Below are 23858 nucleotides of genomic sequence, written 5' to 3'. Positions count from 1 at the left end.
AAAACCGTGGATTATCCGTAGCGAAAATAATTCGCAAAAGGGATACTTCCAAAATGGTAATATTCACAACGTGAATCAGGGGCGTTCCGCGGAGTCTCGAAAATAACATGCACACACCATCGCTTTCGTTCTTTTCGGCTGCAGCTCCCATGGGGTCTGACGTGTCAGACCGTCAGCGCATCGCCCGAGGTCTGAAGCTTCGAGATGCCGGACTGCTGGAGGAACTGATTGCGCAGTATCAGCATCGGCTGATGCGCTACCTGACTGCGATGACCGGCCGGCCGGAACTGGCGGAGGACATCTTCCAAGAGACGTGGATACGTGTGCTGGAACGCGGGCAACAGTACGACGATCGCGGCAGCTTCGACGCGTGGTTATTCACCATTGCCCGCAATCGAGCGCTGGACTACTTCCGTCGCCGCTCGTTGCTGTCACTGGACGGCCTGATGCAGCCGGAAGACGGCTCGGCACCGTTTGACGTGGTTGCGAAGTCGCCCTCGCCACTGGAGCAGATCGGCGTGTTGGAGCGGGCGGCGGCGTTGGCCGATGCCATGGCGAAGCTCAATCCCATCCACCGCGAGGTTCTGGTGCTGCACTTCTACGAAGATCTGACCATGCGAGAGATTGCGGAAGTCACGGGTATCCGCATGCCCACGGTGAAGTCCCGCTTGTATCGAGCCATCCGTTTTTTTGAGGGATTTTTGCGGTCAACCGGTCCGTTCTTCACGGATAGTGACGGCTGGAGCATCGCGGGCGCTCTTCCCGCAGCCTGAGATGGCCTTGAAGCACGGTGCTGTTGGTTGCCGTGTATGCTTTGCCTCGTGGAACCAGTCACCCATCTGTTGACCGGCGCGTGCCTCTCGCGCGCATTCGGATTCCCGGCGCGGGCACGCTATGCAACGGCCGCGTGTGTCATCGCAGCGGAACTGCCTGACGCTGACTTCGTCTATCGCCTCGGTGGTCCGCTGGTCTATTTCCAGCATCATCGCGGCTGGACGCACGCTCTGTGGTCGCTGCCGCTGCAGGCGGCGCTGCTGGTAGGCGTCTTTTATGGTCTGCATGCGACGCGACGAACGTGGAAGAAGCGCCGTTCCGTAGAGGAGCCGGCGCCCACCCGATGGCTGATGCTCTCTGGCATGGCGCTGTTAGCCCTGTTGAGCCATCTGCTGCTGGACTGGACGAACAACTATGGCATTCGACCGTTTGCGCCGTTCAATCCTCGCTGGTACGCGGGGGAACTGGTGTACATCGTGGAGCCCCTGCTCCTGCTAGTGCTTTCCCTGGCACTGTTGCTGCCATTCCTGTTTTCGCTGGTACATCGCGAGATGGGGATTCGCCGGCCGCGCTACCAGGGCAGGGCGCTGTCGGCCGCTGCGCTGGTGATGATGGTGGGGTTGTGGGGCTACCGCGGCTCTCAACGTGACGATGCAGCTACCGTGGTCGACGCGCACGAGTTTCGTGGAGGCCGGATTATGCGGCGTTCGCTGAACCCATATCCTATCGACCCATACCGCTGGCACGTTGTGGTGGAGACACCCGAGAACTTTCAGATCGGAACCGTTGACACACGCCAGGGCCTTTTCGAGACCGATCCCCAGCAGATCTATGCCAAGCCGCAGGTCACGCTGGCGACGTTAGCCGCGAAGCAGAGTTGGCTGGGCGAGGTTTACCTTGACTGGTCGAAGTTTCCGCTGGTGGTGGACGAGGGAACGGTGGGCGAGACGCATCCTGAGCTTTCGCCAACGCCAGCGGAGGCAGCGCTGCGGAATGTCGTATTCAGCGACCTGCGTTTCCGTTATGACGTCCTGGGCTTGCGTTCCAGTAGTAATGTGCTCTCTGCGGAAGCATGGGTGGATGCCAACCGGCGTGTCCAGGAGGCTTTTCTCGGCGGGGCGGAGCAGGTCGGCGCTCACTAGGGCGCGCCTGCTCCTTCGGTCGAAATAAGCCTGCCGCAGCGCGTACCTCGCGTGGGAGAATGTCTCTATGGCATTCTTTGTGCTTCTGATCGCCGTCCTCAGCCGTGTGGTGCCGCATTTGTTGCATACCACTGGCGGCAATGTGACGTGCGTCGGTGCGGGTCTGCTGTATTTCGGGGCCAGCCTGCGTGGCCGTAACCGGGCCCTGGCGCTGTTCGCCGTGCTGGCGATGGCGGCAACCGACTGGTGGCTGACCATCTATGCCTATGGGTACCCCTTTCACATCTCCGGCTATGTCGTCACCTGGCTTTGGTACGCTGCTGTCTGCCTGGGCGCATCCGCGCTGTTGCAGCGCAAGTCGGTAATGCGACTGGGCCTCGCTGCGCTGGCATCGTCGACGAGCTTCTTCCTTTTGAGTAACGGCATGGTGTGGCTGCGTGGCAACATGTACGACCATACGGCCGCCGGCCTGACCCAGTGCTACGTGGCTGGTCTGCCGTTTTACCGGAATGACCTGGCATCCACGCTGGTCTTCACGGCGATCTTCTTCCTTCTTCCGTCGATCGCCACCGTCAAGGGATGGGCGCAGGCGATGGGCAATCACGGCGCTACCGCCGCATAACTGCCATGCTGAGCCGCAATCTTTACATCCTGTCCGGAACGCTGGTCCTGTTCGCTACGATCTCCTATGTGGTGGCCGTCACCGGTTTGGCGCACGAGCCCGGAGCGCCGTCTGACGCCAGTTTGTGGCGCACCATCGGCATCGTCATGCTGCTGCTTGGGCTGGTGATAGCGCTGCTGGGCGTTCTGCAGTCCATGTTTGAGCAGGCAGACCGCCGCACGCCGGGTGGTCAGGCGGGCGTGCATCGCGAATATGAGCGGCGCCGCCAGGCGCAGAAGAACGCTTCGAGACCGCCCAACTCCGGACGAGGTTAGATCCGCACGGGCCGGAAAGCGTCCTGACCGGTAAACTTAGAACGGAAGCATTCGCGCGGCGACGCGCATTCCCCAGGACGGACCATGTACGAAGTCACCGTAGAGGCCCATTTTTCATCCGGCCATTTTCTTCGCGAATATTACGGCAAGTGCGAGAACCCGCACGGCCACAACTATCGCGTGCTCGTGACGCTGGCCGGCGCAGAGCTGGAACCGAACGGCCTTCTGCTCGACTTCAAGATTTTGAAAGACATTCTGAGGCCCGTGGTGAACTACCTCGATCATCACATGATCAACGAGCTGCCGCCCTTCGACGTGGTGAACCCTTCCGCGGAAAATCTAGCGAAGTATTTCTTCGACGAGACGAACTTACGTTTGTCAGAGATCACAGGCGGTCGCGTGCGGGTGAAGCAGAGCACGATCTTCGAAACGGACACCAGCCAGGCGACGTACTACGAGTAGCCCATGCGCCTGATTGAACTCTACAAATCCGTGCAGGGGGAATCGTCGTTCACCGGCGTGCCGTGTATCTTCGTGCGCTTTGCGGGCTGCAACCTGCGGTGCGCATGGTGTGACTCCGAGTACACCTTTACCGGCGGTAAGCCGTTTACCGAGGATGAGGTTATCGCGCAGATTGAGGCGCTGGCGCCCTGCCCTCTGATTGAGTTCACGGGCGGCGAACCCATGTTGCACGAGCGGGAATTGCTGCCGTTGATGCATCGCCTGCTGGCCGATACGACCACGAAGTACACCCTGATGATGGAGACGAGCGGCGAGCGCCCGCTTGGCGAAGTTCCCAGGGAAGTACACAAGATCGTGGATGTGAAGTGCCCCGGCAGCGGCAGTGCGTTCGGCTCCTTCCGCACCAGCAACCTGGATGCGCTCACCGCGCGCGACGAGGTGAAATTCGTCCTTCGGGATCGGGTGGATTACGAATTCGCGCGTGACTTCATCCGGGAACACCTTGCATCGAAGATCGCGGACGGTACAGTGGGCCACATTCTTTTGTCGCCCGCGTTTCTGAAGGCGCCATCGATCCTGCGCACGGCCGACAACATGGAGCTGGACGGCCGCGAACTGGTGGACTGGATGCTGGCGGATGGATTGCCCGCGCGACTATCGCTGCAGATCCATAAGTTCGTTTGGGAGCCACAGAAAAAAGGCGTTTAGCTGGGCAAGCCTGTCGTAGAGATGGGAAGGATCGGCGAGCGTAAGGGCAGCATGCTTGCGATCGTCTGCAGGAAGTTCACCGGCCCGTTGCACATGTCGATCGCGATCAAATCCTGACCCATTCGATCTCCGCCAGGGGCGGTCAGTACGGCGCAGCGTGCATCCGGCGCATACTCCACCAAGAAGAGCACCGCTTTCCGTCGTTCCTCGTCGCTCAGCGTCTCGCAGAGTAATACGAGAGCCACAGTGTTGCGGCAGATCTCCATTCGGAAATCCGCCTGCGATCTGACGGTAAGGGCCGCGTATCCCTCCCGTTGCAGCAACCGCTGGCGCGTCATGAGCAGTGGTGCGTAGTTGCCAAAACATAGGACGACATATCGCAAGGGTGTGTCGGGCATCATGCATGTTCTCGCGGAGATGCACTCTACTTTCGACGGAATTGTCTGAGCCGTCTGTCTCCTGAGCGACACATGTCCGTACGTCCCGTCCCGAAAAGGAGTATGTTCGATTTGTGTCGGCTGAACAACAATGAAAATTGTGGGCCGCCCATAAGGTGGAAGAGCATCCTCCGGATCAACCGGTGATGTTCATGCCGTGATCAGCGCGATGCGCTCCTTGCGACTTGATGCGAGGAAGTGCTTTGGCTGCCACAGGCAATCGTCTGCTCGATAAACTATCCGAACCTGTACAGAAGACGATTCTTTCATCTGCGCGACCCGTTGATCTACCCGCGCGTGTGCACCTACACCGCCTGCATGAAGTTCCCACTCACATTTACTTTCTTCTGCGCGGGGCTGTCTCACTCGTCGTTCATATGTCGGAGGGCGGTTCGGCCGAGGTTGGCATGATTGGCCGTGAGGGCCTGGTGGGCGGCGATGCTTTGCTGGGTCCCGCACCGAGCACGGTCGATACGGTGGTACAGATCGCCGGTGCCGGCCTGCGCATCCCCGTCAAGACCATGGAGTCGCTTTTTCTCGAACATGAAGAACTGCGCGGTCGCGTTCTGGAATTTCAGCAGGCGCAGATCAACATCTCCGGTCAGATCTCCGCCTGCAACAAGCTCCATGAGGCAGAGGCGCGCCTGGCACGGTGGCTGCTCACAGCGGCCGACCGGTCTGGCACTGAGGCTCTGGGCCTGACGCAGGAATACCTCGCGCAGATGCTCGGATCGCAGCGGACCACCGTCGCACTGGTTGCGGGTGTGCTGCAGCGGGCTGGCTTGATCGACTACAGGCGCGGCATGGTGAAGATCACAAATCGTGAAGGACTGACCGCGGCTGCCTGTACCTGCTATGCGATCACGCGTCAGATCACCGATCGTCTGTACCAATAAATCGCCTGCCGTCGCTGGCCCCGGCTTTCCCTTTTTTTGACAATCTGCATCTTTATCTACGAAGTTGTAGAGCGCAGTTCAATGTCATGCCTGGGAACAGGCCGAAAGGGCACCTATCGGCGATGAGTTCGACGACTGGCAACTTCCTGCTTGACAAGCTGCCTCAGGGGGCTCGGGACCGGGTTATTGCGTCGGCCTCGTTCCTGGACCTGCCGCAACACACTCCGCTCTTCCGTCCCGAAGAACCTCCGGAGTACATCCACTTCCTGACGGGAGGGCTTACGTCCGTAGTAGTGGTGATGTCGGATGGCGGCTCTGCCGAAGTGAGCATGTGCGGCAGGGAAGGCATGGTTGGCGTGAATGCGCTGCTTGGGCCATCCTTCATGTACGCCGAATGCTTCATGCAGGTCACTGGGCAGGGCTATCGCATACCGCTGGCCTCCGCGCGCGAATGTTTCGATGCACTGCCGGAGTTTCGCCGTCTGGCGCTTGGTTATGTGCAGGAGCAGGTAGTGGTTGCGTTACAGACGGTCGCCTGCAACAAGCTGCACGACGCCCAATCACGGCTTGCTCGTTGGATGTTGATGGTCTCAGATCGCGTCGAGAGCAACACGCTGGCCCTGACGCAGGAGTTCCTGGCAGAGATGCTGGGAACCCAGCGCAGCACCGTCGTCCTGGTGGCAGGGCAACTACAGGAAAAAGGCGCCATCGCCTACAGTCGCGGAATTGTGCGCATTCTGGATCGGACGCTCCTGACATCTCTTGCATGCGAATGCTATGCCGTGTCGAAGCGCGCATTAGACAATCTTCGACGCTGATTCCGCCTTTTGGAGCCGCTCACGCCGCGATGCGATAGCGATCTTCTCGACTGTTCCATATGAGAAACATAAATTTTCAGCGGCCCCTGAAATGTCCGATAGGCGGCAGAAGTGTTGCACCGCCGCGACGTACATTCGCGTGAGGTCGTTCCCGCAAGCATATGAGAAACATGAGCCATCCCGTCCTCAACAAATTTTCGCAGTGGACCTCATGTCTATTGCTCCTGGGGGCAAAGGAGCGATAATGCCCGCGCCGACAAACCTTTTGGTCGAAGCACTTTCGCCCGAACTGCGGAAACAGATTCTCGGTGCTGCCCGGACCATCGACCTGCCGCAAGGCACGGTGCTGTACACCTCCGGGGAGCCATGTCACTACGCATATTTCCTGACGGCCGGTGTCGCCTCCGTGGTGGTGAGCGTCTCTGACGGCAGCTCTGCCGAGGTAGGCATGATCGGCGCCGAGGGTGTCGCCGGCGCACACGCGCTCCTGGGACCTCGACCGCCGCTTGCACAGTGCTTCATGCAGGTATCCGGTAGCGGATTGCGTGTGACCATTGCAGAACTCCGCAGGCTCTTTCTGGAATCTGAGGAACTGCGTGCCCGCATTCTGGAAGCGCTACAGTTGCAGATGCTCATGCTGGATCAGATTGCAGGCTGCAACAAGCTGCATCAGGCCTCGGAACGACTGGCCCGTTGGCTGCTGACCGCGGCGGACCGCGTCAACAGCGACACCGTCAGCCTGACCCAGGAAGCGATCTCGCAGATGCTGGGAACGCGCCGCACAACGGTTGCGCTGGTCGCCGGTACGCTGCAGCGTGCGGGCATGATCGGCTATCGACGCGGCCTGGTAAAAATCCTGGACCGGCAGGCGCTGACTGACGCCGCATGCGACTGCTATGGCATCACGCGCAAACTAATCGACAATCTGTACAACCAGCCTTTCGGCCAGGTCTAGACATCACGGTCATGCCATTGCCATTCCGGCGCGATAGCATGGCGTCATGCGCCCAACTGCTCTTCTGCTGCTAGCCGCGGCACTCGTGTACCCGTTCGCATCTTCTTCTGCGCAGACCCCTGCGAAGATTCCCGTAAAAGTCGTCGTCCTGGCCATGTTTGAGGTTGGCAACGATACCGGTGATTTTCCCGGTGAGTTTCAACACTGGGCAGAAGGCGAGCACCTGACCAGGCGCTACGCCATGCCCGCCGCGTATCACGATGCCATGATGAACGACGACGGCGTGCTCGGCATCGTCACGGGGATCGGCACCGCGCGGGCCGCGGCAACGGTCATGGCGCTGGGAACGGACCCGCGTTTCGATCTGACGCATGCCTACTGGCTCGTCGCGGGCATTGGTGGCATCGATCCGCAGATGGGGTCACTCGGCTCTGCTGTCTGGTCGGACTGGATCGTCGACGGTGACATCGCGCATGAGATTGACCCACGCGAAGCGCCAAAAGACTGGAAGACGGGTTACGTTCCGCTGCGTAAGAGCACGCCCTACGAGCTGCCGCGCACCGATGAGAACGGCATCGCCTTTCACCTGAACACCGGCCTTGTCGACTGGGCCTACACGCTTACGCATGATGTGAAACTACCGGACACGGCGGAGATCCGTGACCGTCGCCAGGAGTATGCCGGGGACAACGCGAAGCGGCCACCGTTTGTACTGCGCGGCGACAACCTGTCTGCGGGCACCTTCTGGCACGGCAAGCTGCTGAATCAGTGGGCGCGCGACTGGGTGAGATACCAGACAGGCGGTGCGGGTACATATGCCATCTGTGGCATGGAAGACACGGGAACCATGCAGTCGCTTACGTGGCTCGATCGTGCCGGTAAGGTCGATGCCAAACGGGTGCTCATCCTGCGCACCGCCAGCAACTATGACCAGCAGCGTCAGGGCATCTCCGCCGCGGATAGCCTCGCCGAGACAAAGATCACCAAGTACAGCGCTTTTCTTCCAGCGCTGGATTCGGCCTTCCGGGTGGGTGACGTTGTGGTTCGTTCGCTCGTAACAAATTGGGCAGTGGATCGCGACCGCATGCCTAGCGCTACCGCTGAGTCGACACCGGGCGCCGCCAAAAACCCAACGCAGCCCTAACAAGCGTCTCTCAAGAGGTGAGTGGCCTCATCAGTGCCGTGATTCCTGCGCAGACAGTGGTTGACGCGGATCGGTATGATGGAGCGGATTCCTTTGGAGCCTGAACTATATGAAGTCTGTTGTTCTTTTCGCCGCGCTTTCCGCCGTTGCCTTCAGTCTTCCAGCCGCAGCGCAGACCGTCTGTGACCCGCATACGTTTGGCGCAAAGGCGGACGGCAAGACCAAGGACACCGCTGCCATCCAGAAGGCGATCGATACCTGCGCCCCGAAGCATGGAACGGTGATTCTCAGGGGCGGCACGTTCGTCTCCGCTCCCTTGACCTTGCGCAGCGATCTGACGCTGGAGATTGATAAGGGCGCAACGCTGCAGGGATCGCGCGACCTCGACGACTACCCACTGCGCGAGGATGCCAAGTGGCGTCGCGTGGCCCTGCTGCATGCGGACCACGTGAGCAACCTGCGCATCACCGGTGGGAAGACGGAGGGCGGCGTCATCGATGGTTCGGGCGAGGTCTTCTGGGAGTTGGCGCACATGCACCGCGTGCCGAATGACACCAGCGGTTCGGGCGGTTTTCCACGGCCCATGCTGCTGGACATTACGGAGTCGCAGCATCTGACCTTCGACCACATCACGGTGCAGAACTCGCCGATGTACAACTTCACGTTCTTCTTCTGCGATGGCATCAAGATCGACCACGCGATCATTCGCAACCCGGCGAAGGGCGCTCCGAATACGGATGGCATCGATCCATTCTCGTCGAAGAACATCGAGATCTCGCACGTGGATATCGACACGGGAGACGATGACATCGCGCTGAAGAGCGGCCTGGTGGAGCGTGACCCGAAGATCGGGCCGGTAGAGCATGTCTACATTCACGACAGCATCTTCCGCCACGGGCACGGCCTTTCGGTAGGCAGCGAACTCGCGGGCGGCATCAGCGATGTGCGCGTGGAGAACGTTGTGATGGAAGGCACGGAGGCGGGCGTGCGCATCAAGAGCAATCGCACCCGCGGCAACGACATTCATGACCTGCACTACAAGAACATCAAGATGACGGATGTGGGCCAGCCCATCCAGATCACCGAATACTACCCGAAGGCTCCCGCAGCAGGCACGGACACGGCGAAGCCCATGGACGCACACACGCCGCGCTTCCACGACATCTCGCTTGAGAACATTACGGCGACCGGGGCGAAGGATGCCATCATCATCGGCATTCCGGAGTACCCGGTGAAGAACCTGATGCTGACGGACATTAACATCTCGGGCGAAAAGGGTCTGCAGATTCGCAATGCGGAGGTGACGATGCACAACGTTGTCATCAAGCCGACGAGCGGCGAAGCGATGGTGAAGGAAGAGGGCACGAAGATCATCATCAAGTAAGCGCTCTTCGTACTTTTCGAGAGATTGCGTGCCCCATTTTTTGCGAAGCAGAGAGTGGGGTTTCTCTTTGTGTGGCAAGGTCTGCGCCTACAGACGAATACCCCATTCTTTCGCGATGAAATCTGCGGAAAAATGGGGCACTCGGGGGGCGCTATGCTAGCGATGCTACGAGCGGTTAATGTCTTTCAGAGCGTCGCTGACGCCGCCTGCGATCTTGCCTGCTGCATCTTTCACGTGGCCGACCAGCTGGTCGCCTGCACCTTCATCTGCCAGGTCGTAATTTCCGGTGGCCTCACCAATCTTCTGCTTGGCCGCGCCCAGGATGCTGCCGCCACTGCCGGTCACGCGCTGCTTTGCTCCCCATGCACCGGCTTTGTTCGCAGCACTCTCTACATCGGGATCGGCGTAGGCGGGTGCCGGCTCATTCAGAATCACGGCGACGGCCGCGCCGATGGTAAGACCTGCAATCAACCACGGGAAAGCTTTCATGACTTGTAATCTCCTCGCATCGTGAGATGCAGCGTGGACCTCGGGCGTCTCGCGGGTTCCGACGCTTTGTCAGACTCGTCCCAACGGAGGGTCATTACCTTGAGCAAAATCACCCGGACAAGCCTAGGGGGCCTCTCCGTACTGCTTAGCCGCGCGTAGAAATGCTGCGGCGTAGCAGCACGGAGGCGCTCCTCAAAACCGCAGCAGGTAGCTTGCCTTCACGAAGAACTCTCGCCCATCGTTCAGATATTGCGAGGCGCGCGGCAGGATCGCCTGGTTGGTGTCACAGCTGCCTGTGGACAGTCGCGTGCAGAGCGACCGGTCCAGGTTCTGCAGATCGCTGTTGTAGCCGGCATAGATCGCTGTGCCGGGATGCGGCAGCCAGGTGAACAGCACCTGCGTACCAACCTGCTTGGTGCGTTCCAGAGAACTGACCAGTGGATTGCGGGCCACGGAGTCGTACTCCACGATGGCGCGCAGGCTGAACGACCGCGTGAACTGGTAGTTGATCTTCGTGCGGAAGGTTTGGCTTTCGTAGGTGTGTACGTGCGTATGCGCATCGTCCGCGCGGTCCAGCAGGTAGATGTTGTCGACGGTCAACGGGCTGATGGGCTGCAGGGTCAACGTTGCATTGACGGTGTCATCCGTCAGTAGCGTCGGCGCTGCCGTCCCGACGGGGTTGTAGTTCACAGTCGCACCATGGAAAGCCTGTAGATTCACGGAGAACTGCGGCTTCGGTGCGGAGCGGAAGACAAACCCGATCTTGTTCTCCGCAAAATTGGTACGGCGCGTCAGCGCAGAGAAGTCGTTCGGCCCCAGTGTGTCACTGTTGCCGTCGAAGATCGGCGCGAAGACCGTATTGTGAGCCAGCGCGATGAAGACGTCGTCATTCGTATACCGGAAGAGTCGCTGACCGCTGCGGTTGAAGGCTACGCGCAGATTCGTTTCGATGCCGTAGGACTGCAGGCCAAGGCGCTTCGCCCATGGAGCGGTGGGGTACCACTGGTAGTTGGCCTGTGTATTCGACTGGCGCACCTGCGGGACTGAGACGAACCCCGAGTCTGTCTCGAAGCCCTGGCTGAAGTCACGATAGTTCGATTGGAAGAAGAAGCTGTGCCCGATGCGCATCACCTGCAGTCGCTCTGCCGGTCCAGCCGAGTAGGTGCCATCCTGCTGGTGCGTGCTGCTGGCCACGGCCATGCCGCTAACCGTCCAGTGATGGTTGATCTGCCAGCGAAAGTCCACGCCGCCCACACGGTTTGCGTGTCCGTCCAGCGTCCGCTGCACGTACATGGCGCCTACGCTGGACTGTCTGCCCAGATCCTGCGAGACCCGCGCTGCAACCGTGACCGCGCGCTTGTGAAACAGAGGATCGTCCTGTGCGACGAAGATGCCGGGATCGCGGTCATCGATCGACAGGAAGCCGATGTTGGTGTGGTGAATCTTGCCGGTGGCGCGCGCTCCAAACTCCGGATTACCGATGGTGCGTGTGTACAGCAGCGTGATCGGCGCGTCGAAATAGCTGCTGTTCTCGAGGAAGAAAGGGCGAAGTTCCGGGTAGTACAGGGCAAAGCGCTGATTCACGCGAAATTGCGGCTGATCGCTCTCAATCTGGCTGAAGTCAGGATTGATCGTTCCATCCAGGACGATGGTGTCCTTCACGACCGCCTTGATATCTCCGCCGGCAGTGCCGCCGAGGTTGCGATTACTGAAGAATGGATTATTCGGGTCGTCGTTATTCAGTTGCTTGATGCGGTGAGCAATGCCGTACGGGTTCAGCTGAATGTTGTGGGACGACGCACCCTGCATGCCCAGCAGCGTACCTTCCTGGCTGAGCGTGCCGCTGATGGATTGTGTGACGCGCGGCCAGTAGTCTGTCTCGCTGTTGCGAGGCAGGTCGCGGCGCAGCACCACGCCCCACTCCGGTGCGTCGGCACGCGAACGAATGCTGCGGAAGGGAATCGCCATCATTGCGATCCATCCCTGGGATGTTCGGCGCGCATCGCTGTTCCACACCTGGTCGTAGCTGTTGTCGCTGTTGCCCGGATCGACCCAGTTGGAATCCTCCTGCACACCTGCAGGATTCACCTGGAAGAGCACACCGCGGCGGCGATCCTGAAGAGGGTCCAGCAGGATGCCGACCGAGTCGTCCGCTTCGATATTCTCGCGACGCGCAAGGTGGCCACGGATAGTTTCCGGGTGGTGGTCGTAACAGACGAAGACTGCAAAGAAGGTTGTCGCGGTTCGCCCCAGCCAAACGTTCGTTCGCTCACTCGGCGGAGCGTTATCGATCGGGGAGTTCTGAACAAATCCTTCAACCGGTGCCATGTGGGCGCGTACCCAGGCAGAGGGGTTCATGCCGTCAAAATCATCCAGTGTGACATCGCGATCAAGCTTCGGCACTGTGGCCCGCAGGTTCGCTCCGTGGACTTCCCGTGGGGAGGCAGGCGTGCGGCTGGCCCTCACACCGCTTTGGGAATTCGCGGAATCCTGCGCGTGAACGCGCACCGGCGCGCACATCAGTAGACCGATGGCTGCGAGGAGTGTTGCGTAAGGAAAAACGGGGCGAGCTGAGGTATGGGGGAACAGATTCATCAGGCTTCTGCAGGCCAATACGCAAACCGCAGGCGGTCTGATCCCGAAATCTTTCGGGTTTCGGCATCTTCTTCTCAGAGTAGGCAGCAGGGCTGAGGAAAGCACAAAAAAGAACCATGAAAGTAACGGGAATTGTCGCGGCGCAACAGCGCTTTAGACTCAGATGGTATGCCCACAGTCACCGCTGTCCGCTCCTTCGCGAAGATCAACCTGGGCCTGCGCATCGGCCCACCACGCGCGGACGGATTCCACCACCTGCACACGCTGTACCAGACTATTGGTCTGTTCGATGAGCTGTCGGTTGAAGCGGAACGCGTCAGTGCTACGGAGATCCATTTGCAGTGCAGCGATCCGCGCGTCCCCACGGACGGCCGTAATACGGTCTACCGCACGGTGGAGGCGGCGCTGCTGGCCATGGGGGTGACGGCCCGGGTCAGAATCTATCTGCGCAAGAACCTGCCGATGCAGGGTGGGCTTGGAGCCGGATCGGCGAATGCCGCCGCCGCGTTGCTGGGGCTGGAGCGCCAGCTGGGCATCGCTCTGCCGGGTGCGCAGCGCCTGACGCTGGCCGAGCGTATCGGGTCGGACGTGCCTCTCTTCCTGATCGGAGGGACGGTTTACGGTCACAACCGCGGCGAACTGGTGATGCCGTACCCGGATATTCCGGAGACGCATTGTGTGATCGTCGCACCGGGCGTCGGATCGTCGACACCGCTGGCCTTTCGCGCGTGGGATGAGCGTGTGTCTGCATTGACCCCTGAGGCCGCACAGGATAGACTCAATGAGTTGAGCCGCGTCTACGCGTCAGCCTTTGCCCAAACGGGTTCGGCGAGCGAGACCGGCGCCTCCGGTGCTTCCGGGGCACTCGATGCCGGGGAAACTTTCCCGCACGAATCTGGGAGCCTGGCCGGGAATCCTCTTCCTGCGCTTGTCCGTACCGGGATGGAAAACGACTTCCAAGAGGTCGTCTTTTCGCAGCATCCCTTTTTACGCGACATTCTGCACGCCCTGCTCGGATACGTTCCAGGCGGTGACGAGGCCCTCCCGCGGGAGCAGCGCGCCCTCATGGCTTCGCTCTCCGGCTCCGGATCTTCCTTGTTTGGCCTTTATGGATCAATGGCTTCCGCTGAAGCGGCACAGGCGCGCGCGCAGGCGATGGGTGTGCGGTCGTTTCTGACGACCACCTTAACCCGCAAGGCGTACTGGCGCGGTCTCTTCGTTTCGTAGTCCGCAATTTGCGGTTTTCGAGATGAGGCGAAAATTGGCCATCGGCCGCACGGGTGTCCTTAGTACACTGGTTGCGGCAGAGCTCTTCCGGGCAACTCAACCGGAATGATCTTTGGGCGATCGACTAATGGTAGGTCCAGTGCCTTTGAAGCACTTTGTCTAGGTTCGAATCCTAGTCGCCCAGCCATGATGCGTCGATGCTCCCTTGGCGAAAGAATCCCGCATGCAACCGTGCGGAATCGTCAGGAAGGGAGCAGAGACAGGACAATCCGGCAGAACCAACCAACGCTAAACGGCTTGGAGGCTCGCACCGCATGACCGCTCAGAACACGATGGCACCCGTCGCTCCCGCAACAACACCAGAAAACCAGGCAGTCAGCGCGACCGCGCTGCAGCCGGATCGTGCCACGCTGATGGCTACGGACCGGGTCAAGCAGCCCGCTGCGGCCGGCAAGCGATCCAATCGCCTTGCGGACGACCGCCGATTCAAGATCTTTTGTGGTTCCGCAAACCAGGCACTGGCAGAAGAGGTTTGCAGCTTCCTTGGCGTGCCCCTGGGCCAGACCAAACTCATCCAGTTTTCTGATGGCGAGATCCACTTCCAGCTTCTTGAGAATGTGCGCGGCGCAGATGTCTTCCTCGTTCAGCCCACCAGCTTCCCGGTGGACCGCCACATCATGGAACTGCTGATCATGATTGACGCGCTGAAGCGCGCTTCGGCAGGCCGTATTACCGTCGTCATTCCGTACTATGGCTACGCCCGCCAGGACCGTAAAGATCGTCCGCGCGTCGCCATCACGTCAAAGCTGGTCGCCGACCTGCTGCAGGCCGCAGGCGCGAACCGAGCCCTGCTGGTGGATCTGCACGCCGCGCAAATCCAGGGCTTTTTCAACATCCCGGTCGATCACTTGTTCGCATCGCCTGTCCTCGTCGGTTACTTCCGCGATCTGAACCTGCCGAACCTGACGGTTGTCAGTCCGGATGCCGGTGGCGTGGAGCGTGCACGCTTCTTCGCGCAGAAGCTTGGCGTGCCACTCGCAATCGTCGACAAGCGCCGCACGGATATCAACGTCACCGAAGTGATGCACGTAATCGGCGATGTGAAGGACCGCACCTGCATCATCCTCGACGACATCGTCGACACGGCCGGCACGCTCACCAAGACGGCGGAGGCGCTCCTGAAGAATGGCGCAACCGACGTCTATGCCTGCGCCTCACACGCTGTGCTCTCCGGGCCCGCGATCGAGCGCATTGCAGCCAGCCCGCTGAAGGAGCTGGTCGTCACCAACACCATCCCGCTGCAGCCTGAGGCCGCAGCGCTGGCCAAGATCAAGGTGCTCTCCGTCGCCGGCCTGCTTGGCCGCGCGATCGAAAGCATCCACATGGAGACGAGCGTGAGTTCGCTCTTCTCCTAAACTTTTAGGGAACAGGCAACAGGGAACAGGAAACAGCCTGTCCCGAGCCGGTTTGAAACGAAACGACTGAGCCTCGCAACGGCAAGGCCAATAACAGCGATCAACGTCGCAAAGGGAGTGGAGGCAGAGATGGATTCAGCAACCGGGGAGAGTTCTGTTCCCTGTTGCCTGAACCCTGTTCCCTGCATTCCGAGCCCGAAAGGACAACATGGCAAACACCACAGAAGCAGTCAAGGCAACACTCCGCAGCGGTAAGTTCAACAAGAACGCAGCGCGTCGCGTTCGCGTCTCCGGTCTTATCCCCGCAGTCATCTACGGTGCAGGCGTTGAGTCGCAGGCAATCGCTGTCGATCCGAAGTCGATCCTGAAGATCCTTCACTCGGAGTCGGGCCACAACACGATTTTCGATCTGAACATTGAAAACGGTGCAGGCGCGAAGGCGATGATCGTTGACTGGCAGTACGAGCCCATCAAGGGCAAGCTGCTGCACATCGATCTGAAGCGCATCGCCATGGACAAGACCATGAAGGTCTCCGTGCCGGTCATGCTGTCGGGCATTCCCGTTGGCGTGAAGATGGGCGGCGGCATCCTGGATCACATCCTGCGTGAGATCGAAGTAGAGTGCTTCCCGGGCGATATCCCGTCGCACATTGACCTCGATGTCTCGAACCTGGAGCTGCATGGCGCGATCCACGTCTCCGACCTGCCGCATACCGGTTCGGTCAAGTTCCTCGCGGACGAGACGGCACTGGTTGCGCACGTCACGATCATCAAGGAAGAAGCTGCTGATGTTGCTGCTGCTCCTGCTGCAGCTGAGCCCGAAGTAACCAAGGGCAAGGGTAAGCCGGAAGCTGCTGCTGCAGCACCTGCGGCAAAGAAGTAAGCGGGACTGCGGCGTGAAGCTGATTGTCGGCCTCGGTAACCCTGGCCCCGAGTACACCTTCACGCCGCATAACGCGGGCTTTCTTGCCATCGATCGCATCGCAGAAGACCGCGGTGCGGTTGTGGCAAACCGCCGCAGCCGGGCACTTACCGGCAAGGTGGTCATCGCAGGCGAAGAGTGCCTGCTGGTGAAGCCAGAGACCTTTATGAACCTGAGCGGTCTGTCTGTCGCGCCGCTGGTTCAGGAATACGAACTTGATCCAAAGCGAGATCTGATCGTGCTGTATGACGAACTGGCCTTCGCTCTTGGCGAGTTCCGGCTGAGGCCGAATGGCAGCAGCAACGGGCATAACGGTGTGAAGTCCATCACCGGTGTGCTCGGCACAGAAGATTGGATTCGCGTTCGGATTGGTGTCGGGAAACCCGCACTGCCGGACGGCCGCGAGATCAAGGCGGGGGGTAAGGATTACTTACTGACTCCGCTGCGCAAGACCGAGCTCGCGGTGCTGGATGAAGTACTCGATCGCGTGAATAAGGCGATCGAGGTAGTGGTGGGACAGGGCATTGCAGTAGCAATGAACCAGTTCAACCGCCGCGATTGAAGAACCGTTGCTCACGTTGTTCGTTGCACTCGTTGTAAGACGTGAAGAACGGTATCAACGAAAGAGACGGCAACAACGAAACCGTATCTTCCAAACCTTCCAATGCGAAGGTGCGAGCGAAGGCCCGCAGAAAGAGAAACACATGAACCGTACTTACGAAGTAATGTACATCGTCCGCCCGGACCTCGAAGAGGCCGATCTGGAGAAGCTGATCGAAGGCTTCAATACCGTTGTAACTAATGGTGGTGGCGAAGTTACCAACATTGAGAAGCTTGGCCGTCGCCGTCTGGCTTACATCGTCCGCAAGTTCCAGGACGGTATCTACATCCTGCTGCACATCTCCGCGGACGGCCCGCTGGTCCTCGAACTGGAGCGTCGTCTGCGCGTTACGGAACAGGTCATCAAGTTCATCACCGTCCGCACGGACGAGGAGAACAAGCGCCTGGCCAAGGTGAAGGCACTGCGCGACAGCAAGGTTAAGGTCTCTGCACAGCAGGCACCCGCTCCCGTCGCACCGCCAGCAGCTGCACCGGTTGCCGCTGAGCCTGTAGCTGCTGCCGAACCGGCCGCTGCTGCTGAGTCGGAAGCAGCCCCCGTCACCGCGTAAGTCATCGCAAGGCGACTTATCAAGTTGTGTAAGAACGGCAAAGCCGGCTTACAAGATATCCGCACCCGCGAGGGTCTGCTTCCAGATGACCATGGGATTCAACGCAATCCCGGAGCATGACTTCGCCGAACCACTTGAAAGGATCAGGCAACATGGCTGACGAAACCAGCACCCCAAGCGCACCCAGCACCACTCCTTCCGCACCGGCGACCGGTGGCGGATACCAAGGCAACAACTCCGGCCCGCGTCCTCCGCGTCCGTCGGGCGGTCCCGGTGGCCGTAAGTTCTTCCGCCGCAAGAAGGTCTGCAAGTTCTGCGTGGAGAAGATTGACGCCATCAGCTACCGCGACGTTCGCCTGCTCCAGGGCTTCGTTGCCGAGCGCGGCAAGATCACGCCGCGTCGCCTGACCGGTGTCTGCACCACGCACCAGCGCCAGCTGTCGCAGGCCATTAAGCAGTCGCGCAACATCGCCCTTCTTCCCTTCGCCGCGAAGTACTAAGTCACGACTTATTCGAAGCGTGACTTAGAAACTAAGTCGCGCTCTCACCGGACTGCGCATACGCATCCGCAAGGAGATTGAACATGGAAGTTATTCTGAAGGAAGACGTCGAGAAGCTTGGTCATCGCGGCGACGTCGTGAAGGTTGCGACCGGCTACGGCCGCAACTACCTGCTGCCGCAGCGCCTGGCAATTGAAGCCACCGCCGCTAACAAGGCCGTCATCGTGCAGATGAAGGAATCGGCAGTTCGCAAGGCTGTGAAGGATAAGGCTGCCGCAACGGAGCAGGCTGACAAGCTGAGCGCTGTTGAGGTCACCTTTGAGCGCAAGGTTGGCGCGAACGATGTGCTGTTCGGTTCGGTTACGTCGCAGGACATCGCGGCTGAGCTGGCCAAGCAGGGCTACGAGATTGACCGTCGCAAGATCGCGCTGGATGAGCCCCTGAAGGCCATCGGTGAGTTCCACGTACCGGTCAAGCTGTTCCGCGACATCTCTGCACACGTGAAGGTCACCATCAAGAGCGATGATCCCAACTACGTTCCCGGTGCGCACGCAGCAGCCGCTGCCGCCGCCGATGAGGGCGCGGTGCGTGGTCGCGGCGACTACGAGAATGAGCGCGAGCGCGACTAAGCTCGTCGTTCAAAGTCATGAGAAGGGGCGCCGCAAAAGCGGCGCCCCTTTTTGTTTGGAAACATGTGATCAACTCGTATCGATGCATGTCGCACGGAATATGCACGCAACGTTCCGATAAACTCGCCTAAGCATGATTCCCGCACGCCGACGTCAACGCCGCGGACCGGCGCCTGTTCATCCTTTCGATCTACTGCATGGCACCGACACGGGCTCGCTGATTCCAGGCGAAGATCTTGCCACCGGTCACCGCCATGATCGTCACATCACCGCGTATCACGGTGTCGCTCCGTCGCTCTTTCGCAAGCTGATGGACCGCTGGCTGCAACTATTGCTTCATCCCGTGGAGCGTACCGCGTTTCTCGATATCGGCGCGGGCAAGGGCCGTGCGATGCTGCTGGCGGCCGGGTATTCCTTTCGCCGTATCGTCGGTGTCGAACTTCATCCCGCGCTGGCAGCGACCACACGCAGCAATCTGGAACATTGGCAGGCAACACATGCTGGCCCGGCAATACGACTCGAAGAGGGCGATGCGATGGGGCTCCGCATACCGTCCGGTCCCTGCCTTATCTTCCTCTTCAATCCATTCGATATCGTGCTGATGGATCGCCTGCTGGATCGCCTGAAGACGCAGTTTCGAAATCGACCGGGTGAACTCGATATCCTGTATGTCAATGACGAACAACGCAGATTAATGCAGGAAGAGCATCCTGAGTTCCAGGAGTTATGGCGAGGACGCATCCATCATTCCCAAGAAGATCGCGTCGCCGACAAGGCAGTCATCGAGCATGACGCGGATGGCCTCTACGTCACCACAGGCTACGAGGATTGTGGCATCTGGCGGTTGAAGCCCTAAAAGGATCGGGCGCCATTCTTTGCGCAGCACCTCGTGGGTCATCGCACAGCGCTACCTGTGGGAACAAAGAAGGTTCGCGCTTCATACGAGTGCCCCACCCTTCGCAAAAAGGCCGCGAAAGAATGGGGCACCGTACTTTTCTTAATCCGACTTATGCAGCGCGCAGTTTCTCGATACCTGTCTCGCGGAAGGGATCGATGACAATCTTCGTCACCTGGTCCTTCTTGTCGCGCCAAATTTTATACATGTCCGGCACGTCCTGGATCCCGATACGGTGCGAGATCAGGAAGCTCGGATCGATCTGCCCCTGTTCCACTCGTTCCAGCAACGGCTTCAGATATTTGTGCATGTTGGTCTGGCCCATCTTCAACGTCAGACCCTTACCAAATGCTGCCCCAAAATTCAGCTTGTTCAACACGCCGCCGTAGACGCCCGGAATAGAGACCGTGCCACCCTTGCGCACACTCTGGAAGATCTGACGCAGCGCTGTCGGGCGATCGGTCTCGAGCATCAGCCCCTGCTCGACCTTGTCATACATTGCCGACACGTCGGTGCCATGTGCCTCCATGCCGACAGCATCGATGCAGCTATCCGGACCGATGCCACCGGTCAGATCGCGCAACGCTTCCACGATGCTCTTGCCATCGCTGTAGTCGATGACGGTAGCGCCGCAGTAGTCGCGTGCGAGAGCGAGCCGCTCCGGTAAGCGGTCGATCACAAACACCTTTCCCGCTCCGAGCATGTACGCACTGGCAGCGGCGAATAGCCCAACGGGTCCAGCTCCCCACACCGCAATGTTATCGCCGGGCTTGATCTGTGCATTCTCTGCACCCTGGTAGCCGGTCGGATAGATATCCGACAGAAAGAGTACCTTCTCATCCGCAATGTCGCTTTCGATTTTGATCGGCCCCACGTCTGCGAACGGGACACGAACATACTGCGCTTGTCCACCGGCGTAGCCGCCATAGATATGGGAGTAACCAAATAACGCGGATCCGCTGTAGCCATACATAGCCTCGGCAACATGCGCGTTCGGATTGCTGTTATCGCAGAGGGACCACAAATCTGTCTTGCACGGGAAACAATTACCGCAGGCGATGGTGAACGGCACCACGACACGGTCGCCAACTTTCAGCTTCTTCACCTCACTGCCAACTTCTTCCACGATGCCCATGAACTCGTGACCAAGGATGTCACCCGACTCCATCGTCGGAATGTAGCCGTCATACAGGTGCAGATCACTACCGCAGATTGCAGTGCGCGTGATCCGCAGAATTGCGTCGCCCGGGTTCAGAATCTTTGGGTCATCCACCGTGTGCACTTCTACTTTGCCCGTTCCCATCCAGCAAACTGCCTTCATCGTGTTACTCCCGGCGCTGAGCGCTCATACTGCTGCTTTGAATCGTTGTAAAAAGTCGGTAAGTGAGCGCTGTTACTCATCCAGCATGGCGCGAACGCCGAACCAGGCGGCTGTACCGGCGGCGACAGCCACACCGCCAATCAGCAACGGCGATAGTCTGCCAGCTTGTTCCGGTAGATCCTGAGGACGTGCGCGATCACTTGTGCCGGGAGGTGTGGGCAGGTTCTCACCCATCAGGAATTCCTTCCACTTACCCATCACGCCACGCGGTCCGGCAGGCTGCCCCTCCACAGTGGGGATCTCCTTACTCTCGATCAGTTCCTTCAAGTGGCGGAGGTTCTCAATGGTGAGCTGCTCAGGGCTCCGAGAGACAACGGCTGCGAAAACGTTCGCTAGAACACCACCAGGGATCTTGTAGTCGCTGATCATGGTGACAATGGTGCCGCGGCCGGCCGGATGTTGGACAAAGGTGACCGTGTCCGTGGTGCTTTCAAGCGGACCATTCACGATGCGGGAGACGTGCCGCTCGCCGGGTACAGCCTCCAGTACTTCCGAGTCGAACTCCATCTGCTTCTTCGTGGCGGGGTCTTCGATCAACCAATGAAAGGTCTTCTCCCCTGTTGCAGTAACGGAAATGACACCCTCCTGCCACGTGGGCAGCAACTCGCCGCGACTGTAGACCTGGTAGACCTCGTGTGGTGTTGCGGCGATGGTCTGTACCGCATGCGCTACAACGCGGCCATCCTTCTTACTGCGTGGCAGCGGATTGTAGTCACTGCCTTGCCGCGGAAACCTTACCTGCTCTGTCTCTGCCATTGCTCTGTTCTCCCGCAGGGCGTCCCTGCAGTACCCATAGACGGGTTCAGAGGACGGCGAGTGGCCTGTTGATCTGGCCATCCGCCGCCATGTCGGGCACCCCACAGAGCTGTGGCATCAACAACTTTCCTGTGGCGACACGAGTCGTTGCTTATCCCGCGTTCAGGCGCAGCCGAGTTCATGCAGGAAGAACGCGAAGGTATCAGCCGCAAGCTCCAGACGCTTGCGCACGGGCATGCCGCCTCCGTGCCCCGCTCGGGTCTCCACGCGGATCAGCACGGGAGCCTCGCCCGCCTGCGCTGCCTGCATCGCCGCGGCGAACTTAAAGCTGTGCGCGGGATACACACGGTCGTCATGGTCTGCCGTTGTGATCAGCGTGGCAGGATAGCGCGTGCCCGCATGCAGGTTGTGCAGGGGCGAATAAGCGTAAATCGCGCGGAACTCCGCTTCGTCCTCGCTGGGGGCTCCGTAGTCCTGCTTCCATCCCCAGCCGACTGTGAACTTGTCGAAGCGCAGCATGTCCATCACGCCTACCGCAGCATTCGCTGCGCAAAACAGATCCGGACGCTGCGTCAACATTGCACCCACGAGCAGGCCGCCATTCGATCCACCCTGGATGGCGAGCTTCGGCGTGGAGGTGTAGCGCTCCGCAATCATCCACTGTGCACACGCGATGAAGTCGTCGAAGACATTCTGCTTCTTGGTACGCGTGCCAGCCTCGTGCCATGCCTCGCCATACTCGCCACCCCCACGGAGGCAGGCTTGTGCATAGATGCCGCCGCGTTCCAGCCAGGTAATGTTTGTCGGTGAGAACGCAGGTGTCAGAGATACATTGAAGCCGCCATAGGCATACAGCAGCGCCGGGTTATTGCCATCGCGGACCAGATCCTTCTTGTAAGTAAGAAATAGCGGGACTTTCGTTCCGTCCTTCGAAGTTACAAATGCCTGTTCCGTGGTGAAAGCTGCAGGATCGAAGAGTAACTTCGGCTCCCGATATGGCGCCGAGGTCATCGTCTCAAGGTCAAGCCGATAGATCACGCCCGGCGTCGTGAAGTTGGTGAAGGTGTAGAAGGTCTCGGCATCCTCGCGACGCCCACCGAGACCGCCAGCCGATCCGACACCAGGCAGCGCCAGTGTCTGCAGATGTGTACCGTCTTCTGCATGGATCTCCACCTGGGATCGCGCGTCCTTCAGATAACTTGCAATCAGCCTGCGATGCACCAGCGAAACGCCTTCCAGCGTCGAAGAGGACTCGGCGATGATCGTCTTCCAGTGTTCGCGTTCCGGGGATGCAAGGTCGATCGAGATAATCTTGCCATTCGGTGCATCGAGCGTTGTGTACAGCCAGAAGCACGCGCCATCATTGCCAATGGGCGAGTAAGCCGCATCCGGTGTATCGATCACGCGCTGCACCTTCGCCCGTGGATCGGAGAGGTCCAGAAATGCCAGGGCATTGTTCGGGCTGGTGCCCTTATGTTGCGACAGAACAAGGTAGCGGCCGTCATCCGTAATGCCAGCGTGCAGGAAGATTTCAGGATCGTCGGCACGCTCGAAAACAAGAAGATCTTCGCTCTGCGGCGTGCCCAGCTTATGAAAGAAGATCTTTGCAAAGTGATTCAGCGCCTTCAGTGCATCGCCCTCGGGCGGAGCGTCGTAGCCGCTGTAATAGAAACCGGATCCGTCCAGCAGCCATGCCGGTGAACCGAACTTGGTCCACTGGATTAAGTCCTCCAAATCAGCGCCAGTTGTAACATCGCGCACGATGATCTTCTTCCAGTCGCTGCCTGCATCGGCGAAGGCGAGCGCTGCGAGACGGCCGTCTTCGGTGACGCTCATCCCTGCCAGGGCGACGGTCCCGTCGGCAGCCAGGGTGTTGGGATCGACCAGCACCTGCGGCTCACCCTCCAGCCCCTCCGTCCAATACACGACGGACTGGTTCTGCAGACCGCTGTTGTGCGCATAGACGTAGCGCGATCCATAGCGCGACGGTGCAGAGAATCGCTCGTAGTTCGTCAGCGACTCCATCCGGTCCAGCAAGCCCGCGCGGAAGCTCAGCGGTTCAAAGTAGCTTGCAGTGACGCGATTCTCCGCATCGATCCACGCCTTCGTTTCGGGCGCATCGATATCTTCCATCCAGCGGAAGGGATCGGCGACCTGCGTTCCAAAGTAATCGTCAACCTGATCGACAGTGTGCGGCTTGGGGTAGGGAAGAATGGCGTTGCTC

Annotated in this window: 25 protein-coding genes and 1 tRNA gene; 20 read left to right on the top strand and 6 right to left on the bottom strand. The window is 59.7% G+C overall.

Features of this window, described 5'->3' with window-relative positions:
• Positions 1-107: 107 nt before the first annotated feature.
• The 6 genes from BLW03_RS08285 to BLW03_RS08260 all read left to right on the top strand — a co-directional run bounded on the left by BLW03_RS08285 (position 108) and on the right by BLW03_RS08260 (position 4022).
• On the top strand, positions 108-773 hold the full coding sequence (locus BLW03_RS08285) for an RNA polymerase sigma factor (RefSeq protein WP_074653303.1): 666 nt from the start codon (positions 108-110) through the stop codon (positions 771-773).
• Between the two features lie 48 nt (positions 774-821).
• Complete coding sequence (locus BLW03_RS08280; protein WP_074655869.1) at positions 822-1916, top strand: metal-dependent hydrolase; 1095 nt, start codon at positions 822-824, stop codon at positions 1914-1916.
• Positions 1917-1983: 67 nt separating this feature from the next.
• Positions 1984-2538, top strand: coding sequence for a DUF6580 family putative transport protein (locus BLW03_RS08275; protein WP_074653302.1), 555 nt, complete (start codon positions 1984-1986; stop codon positions 2536-2538).
• A 5-nt stretch (positions 2539-2543) separates the two neighbouring features.
• Positions 2544-2852, top strand: a complete 309-nt coding sequence (locus BLW03_RS08270) for a hypothetical protein (protein WP_074653300.1) — start codon at positions 2544-2546, stop codon at positions 2850-2852.
• Between the two features lie 84 nt (positions 2853-2936).
• Positions 2937-3314, top strand: coding sequence for a 6-carboxytetrahydropterin synthase QueD (gene queD, locus BLW03_RS08265; RefSeq protein ID WP_074653299.1), 378 nt, complete (start codon positions 2937-2939; stop codon positions 3312-3314).
• A gap of 3 nt (positions 3315-3317) precedes the next feature.
• On the top strand, positions 3318-4022 hold the full coding sequence (locus tag BLW03_RS08260) for a 7-carboxy-7-deazaguanine synthase QueE (protein WP_074653297.1): 705 nt from the start codon (positions 3318-3320) through the stop codon (positions 4020-4022).
• Here BLW03_RS08260 and BLW03_RS08255 read toward each other — a convergent pair.
• Positions 4019-4423, bottom strand: coding sequence for a hypothetical protein (locus BLW03_RS08255; RefSeq protein ID WP_074653296.1), 405 nt, complete (start codon positions 4421-4423; stop codon positions 4019-4021). The two genes, BLW03_RS08260 and BLW03_RS08255, sit on opposite strands and share 4 nt — an antisense overlap.
• A 239-nt stretch (positions 4424-4662) precedes the next feature.
• Here BLW03_RS08255 and BLW03_RS08250 point away from each other — a divergent pair, with 239 nt between their 5' ends.
• The 5 genes from BLW03_RS08250 to BLW03_RS08230 all read left to right on the top strand — a co-directional run bounded on the left by BLW03_RS08250 (position 4663) and on the right by BLW03_RS08230 (position 9656).
• Positions 4663-5355, top strand: coding sequence for a Crp/Fnr family transcriptional regulator (locus BLW03_RS08250; RefSeq protein WP_074653294.1), 693 nt, complete (start codon positions 4663-4665; stop codon positions 5353-5355).
• A 122-nt stretch (positions 5356-5477) separates the two neighbouring features.
• The gene (locus BLW03_RS08245; RefSeq protein ID WP_074653293.1) at positions 5478-6173 is read left to right on the top strand and encodes a Crp/Fnr family transcriptional regulator; all 696 of its coding nucleotides are present in this window, start codon (positions 5478-5480) and stop codon (positions 6171-6173) included.
• Positions 6174-6417: 244 nt separating this feature from the next.
• Positions 6418-7128: a Crp/Fnr family transcriptional regulator gene (locus BLW03_RS08240; RefSeq protein WP_074653291.1), complete on the top strand. Its 711-nt coding sequence runs from the start codon at positions 6418-6420 to the stop codon at positions 7126-7128.
• 46 nt (positions 7129-7174) lie between these two features.
• Entirely contained in the window at positions 7175-8272 is a 1098-nt protein-coding gene (locus tag BLW03_RS08235; protein ID WP_074653290.1) for a purine nucleoside permease, read from the top strand.
• A 109-nt stretch (positions 8273-8381) separates the two neighbouring features.
• Positions 8382-9656 (top strand): glycoside hydrolase family 28 protein, encoded by a 1275-nt coding sequence (locus BLW03_RS08230; protein ID WP_074653288.1) that lies wholly within the window; start codon positions 8382-8384, stop codon positions 9654-9656.
• Positions 9657-9821: 165 nt separating this feature from the next.
• Here the strand turns inward: BLW03_RS08230 and BLW03_RS20835 are convergent, their stop codons facing one another.
• Together BLW03_RS20835 and BLW03_RS08220 are read right to left on the bottom strand one after the other, a co-directional pair.
• Complete coding sequence (locus BLW03_RS20835; protein ID WP_074653287.1) at positions 9822-10145, bottom strand: CsbD family protein; 324 nt, start codon at positions 10143-10145, stop codon at positions 9822-9824.
• Positions 10146-10337: 192 nt separating this feature from the next.
• Complete coding sequence (locus BLW03_RS08220) at positions 10338-12740, bottom strand: carbohydrate binding family 9 domain-containing protein (protein WP_074653285.1); 2403 nt, start codon at positions 12738-12740, stop codon at positions 10338-10340.
• 168 nt (positions 12741-12908) lie between these two features.
• Here BLW03_RS08220 and BLW03_RS08215 point away from each other — a divergent pair, with 168 nt between their 5' ends.
• The 9 genes from BLW03_RS08215 to BLW03_RS08175 all read left to right on the top strand — a co-directional run bounded on the left by BLW03_RS08215 (position 12909) and on the right by BLW03_RS08175 (position 19458).
• Positions 12909-13967, top strand: a complete 1059-nt coding sequence (locus BLW03_RS08215) for a 4-(cytidine 5'-diphospho)-2-C-methyl-D-erythritol kinase (protein WP_074653283.1) — start codon at positions 12909-12911, stop codon at positions 13965-13967.
• A 113-nt stretch (positions 13968-14080) separates the two neighbouring features.
• Positions 14081-14154: transfer RNA gene (locus BLW03_RS08210), tRNA-Gln, on the top strand.
• Between the two features lie 127 nt (positions 14155-14281).
• Positions 14282-15382: a ribose-phosphate diphosphokinase gene (locus BLW03_RS08205; protein ID WP_074653282.1), complete on the top strand. Its 1101-nt coding sequence runs from the start codon at positions 14282-14284 to the stop codon at positions 15380-15382.
• 208 nt (positions 15383-15590) lie between these two features.
• A complete protein-coding gene (locus tag BLW03_RS08200) occupies positions 15591-16265 on the top strand; it encodes a 50S ribosomal protein L25 (RefSeq protein ID WP_074653280.1) in 675 nt (224 codons plus the stop codon).
• 13 nt (positions 16266-16278) lie between these two features.
• Positions 16279-16866: an aminoacyl-tRNA hydrolase gene (gene pth / locus BLW03_RS08195; protein ID WP_074653278.1), complete on the top strand. Its 588-nt coding sequence runs from the start codon at positions 16279-16281 to the stop codon at positions 16864-16866.
• Between the two features lie 142 nt (positions 16867-17008).
• Positions 17009-17473 carry a 30S ribosomal protein S6 gene (gene rpsF / locus BLW03_RS08190; protein ID WP_074653276.1) on the top strand — a complete coding sequence of 155 codons (465 nt, stop codon included), beginning with the start codon at positions 17009-17011 and terminating at the stop codon, positions 17471-17473.
• 152 nt (positions 17474-17625) lie between these two features.
• Entirely contained in the window at positions 17626-17973 is a 348-nt protein-coding gene (gene rpsR / locus BLW03_RS08185) for a 30S ribosomal protein S18 (protein WP_074655868.1), read from the top strand.
• A gap of 83 nt (positions 17974-18056) precedes the next feature.
• Positions 18057-18602 (top strand): 50S ribosomal protein L9, encoded by a 546-nt coding sequence (gene rplI, locus BLW03_RS08180; RefSeq protein ID WP_074653275.1) that lies wholly within the window; start codon positions 18057-18059, stop codon positions 18600-18602.
• 133 nt (positions 18603-18735) lie between these two features.
• Entirely contained in the window at positions 18736-19458 is a 723-nt protein-coding gene (locus BLW03_RS08175) for a class I SAM-dependent methyltransferase (protein ID WP_074653273.1), read from the top strand.
• A gap of 151 nt (positions 19459-19609) precedes the next feature.
• Here BLW03_RS08175 and BLW03_RS08170 read toward each other — a convergent pair whose 3' ends face one another.
• From BLW03_RS08170 to BLW03_RS08160, 3 genes are all read right to left on the bottom strand, one after another.
• Complete coding sequence (locus BLW03_RS08170) at positions 19610-20818, bottom strand: zinc-dependent alcohol dehydrogenase (protein ID WP_074653271.1); 1209 nt, start codon at positions 20816-20818, stop codon at positions 19610-19612.
• 72 nt (positions 20819-20890) lie between these two features.
• Entirely contained in the window at positions 20891-21634 is a 744-nt protein-coding gene (locus BLW03_RS08165; RefSeq protein ID WP_074653269.1) for an SRPBCC family protein, read from the bottom strand.
• A 162-nt stretch (positions 21635-21796) separates the two neighbouring features.
• The gene (locus BLW03_RS08160; RefSeq protein ID WP_074653267.1) at positions 21797-23848 is read right to left on the bottom strand and encodes a prolyl oligopeptidase family serine peptidase; all 2052 of its coding nucleotides are present in this window, start codon (positions 23846-23848) and stop codon (positions 21797-21799) included.
• Positions 23849-23858 lie beyond the last annotated feature (10 nt).

Origin of the sequence: Terriglobus roseus (genome assembly GCF_900105625.1) — a bacterium.
Classification (GTDB): domain Bacteria; phylum Acidobacteriota; class Terriglobia; order Terriglobales; family Acidobacteriaceae; genus Terriglobus; species Terriglobus roseus_B.
This window is presented reverse-complemented; position numbering and strand designations above follow the sequence as displayed.

Excerpts from the sequence above, each read along its gene's own strand:
- BLW03_RS08285 (WP_074653303.1), top strand. The coding sequence starts at position 108 with ATGCACACACCATCGCTTTCGTTCTTTTCGGCTGCAGCTCCCATGGGG.
- BLW03_RS08165 (WP_074653269.1), bottom strand. The coding sequence starts at position 21,634 with ATGGCAGAGACAGAGCAGGTAAGGTTTCCGCGGCAAGGCAGTGACTAC.
- BLW03_RS08175 (WP_074653273.1), top strand. The coding sequence starts at position 18,736 with ATGATTCCCGCACGCCGACGTCAACGCCGCGGACCGGCGCCTGTTCAT.
- BLW03_RS08205 (WP_074653282.1), top strand. The coding sequence starts at position 14,282 with ATGACCGCTCAGAACACGATGGCACCCGTCGCTCCCGCAACAACACCA.
- queD (WP_074653299.1), top strand. The coding sequence starts at position 2,937 with ATGTACGAAGTCACCGTAGAGGCCCATTTTTCATCCGGCCATTTTCTT.
- BLW03_RS08255 (WP_074653296.1), bottom strand. The coding sequence starts at position 4,423 with ATGATGCCCGACACACCCTTGCGATATGTCGTCCTATGTTTTGGCAAC.
- rpsF (WP_074653276.1), top strand. The coding sequence starts at position 17,009 with ATGAACCGTACTTACGAAGTAATGTACATCGTCCGCCCGGACCTCGAA.
- BLW03_RS08170 (WP_074653271.1), bottom strand. The coding sequence starts at position 20,818 with ATGAAGGCAGTTTGCTGGATGGGAACGGGCAAAGTAGAAGTGCACACG.
- BLW03_RS08260 (WP_074653297.1), top strand. The coding sequence starts at position 3,318 with ATGCGCCTGATTGAACTCTACAAATCCGTGCAGGGGGAATCGTCGTTC.
- rpsR (WP_074655868.1), top strand. The coding sequence starts at position 17,626 with ATGGCTGACGAAACCAGCACCCCAAGCGCACCCAGCACCACTCCTTCC.
- BLW03_RS08240 (WP_074653291.1), top strand. The coding sequence starts at position 6,418 with ATGCCCGCGCCGACAAACCTTTTGGTCGAAGCACTTTCGCCCGAACTG.
- rplI (WP_074653275.1), top strand. The coding sequence starts at position 18,057 with ATGGAAGTTATTCTGAAGGAAGACGTCGAGAAGCTTGGTCATCGCGGC.
- BLW03_RS20835 (WP_074653287.1), bottom strand. The coding sequence starts at position 10,145 with ATGAAAGCTTTCCCGTGGTTGATTGCAGGTCTTACCATCGGCGCGGCC.
- BLW03_RS08215 (WP_074653283.1), top strand. The coding sequence starts at position 12,909 with ATGCCCACAGTCACCGCTGTCCGCTCCTTCGCGAAGATCAACCTGGGC.
- BLW03_RS08220 (WP_074653285.1), bottom strand. The coding sequence starts at position 12,740 with ATGAATCTGTTCCCCCATACCTCAGCTCGCCCCGTTTTTCCTTACGCA.
- BLW03_RS08245 (WP_074653293.1), top strand. The coding sequence starts at position 5,478 with ATGAGTTCGACGACTGGCAACTTCCTGCTTGACAAGCTGCCTCAGGGG.
- BLW03_RS08275 (WP_074653302.1), top strand. The coding sequence starts at position 1,984 with ATGGCATTCTTTGTGCTTCTGATCGCCGTCCTCAGCCGTGTGGTGCCG.
- BLW03_RS08270 (WP_074653300.1), top strand. The coding sequence starts at position 2,544 with ATGCTGAGCCGCAATCTTTACATCCTGTCCGGAACGCTGGTCCTGTTC.
- BLW03_RS08230 (WP_074653288.1), top strand. The coding sequence starts at position 8,382 with ATGAAGTCTGTTGTTCTTTTCGCCGCGCTTTCCGCCGTTGCCTTCAGT.
- BLW03_RS08200 (WP_074653280.1), top strand. The coding sequence starts at position 15,591 with ATGGCAAACACCACAGAAGCAGTCAAGGCAACACTCCGCAGCGGTAAG.
- BLW03_RS08235 (WP_074653290.1), top strand. The coding sequence starts at position 7,175 with ATGCGCCCAACTGCTCTTCTGCTGCTAGCCGCGGCACTCGTGTACCCG.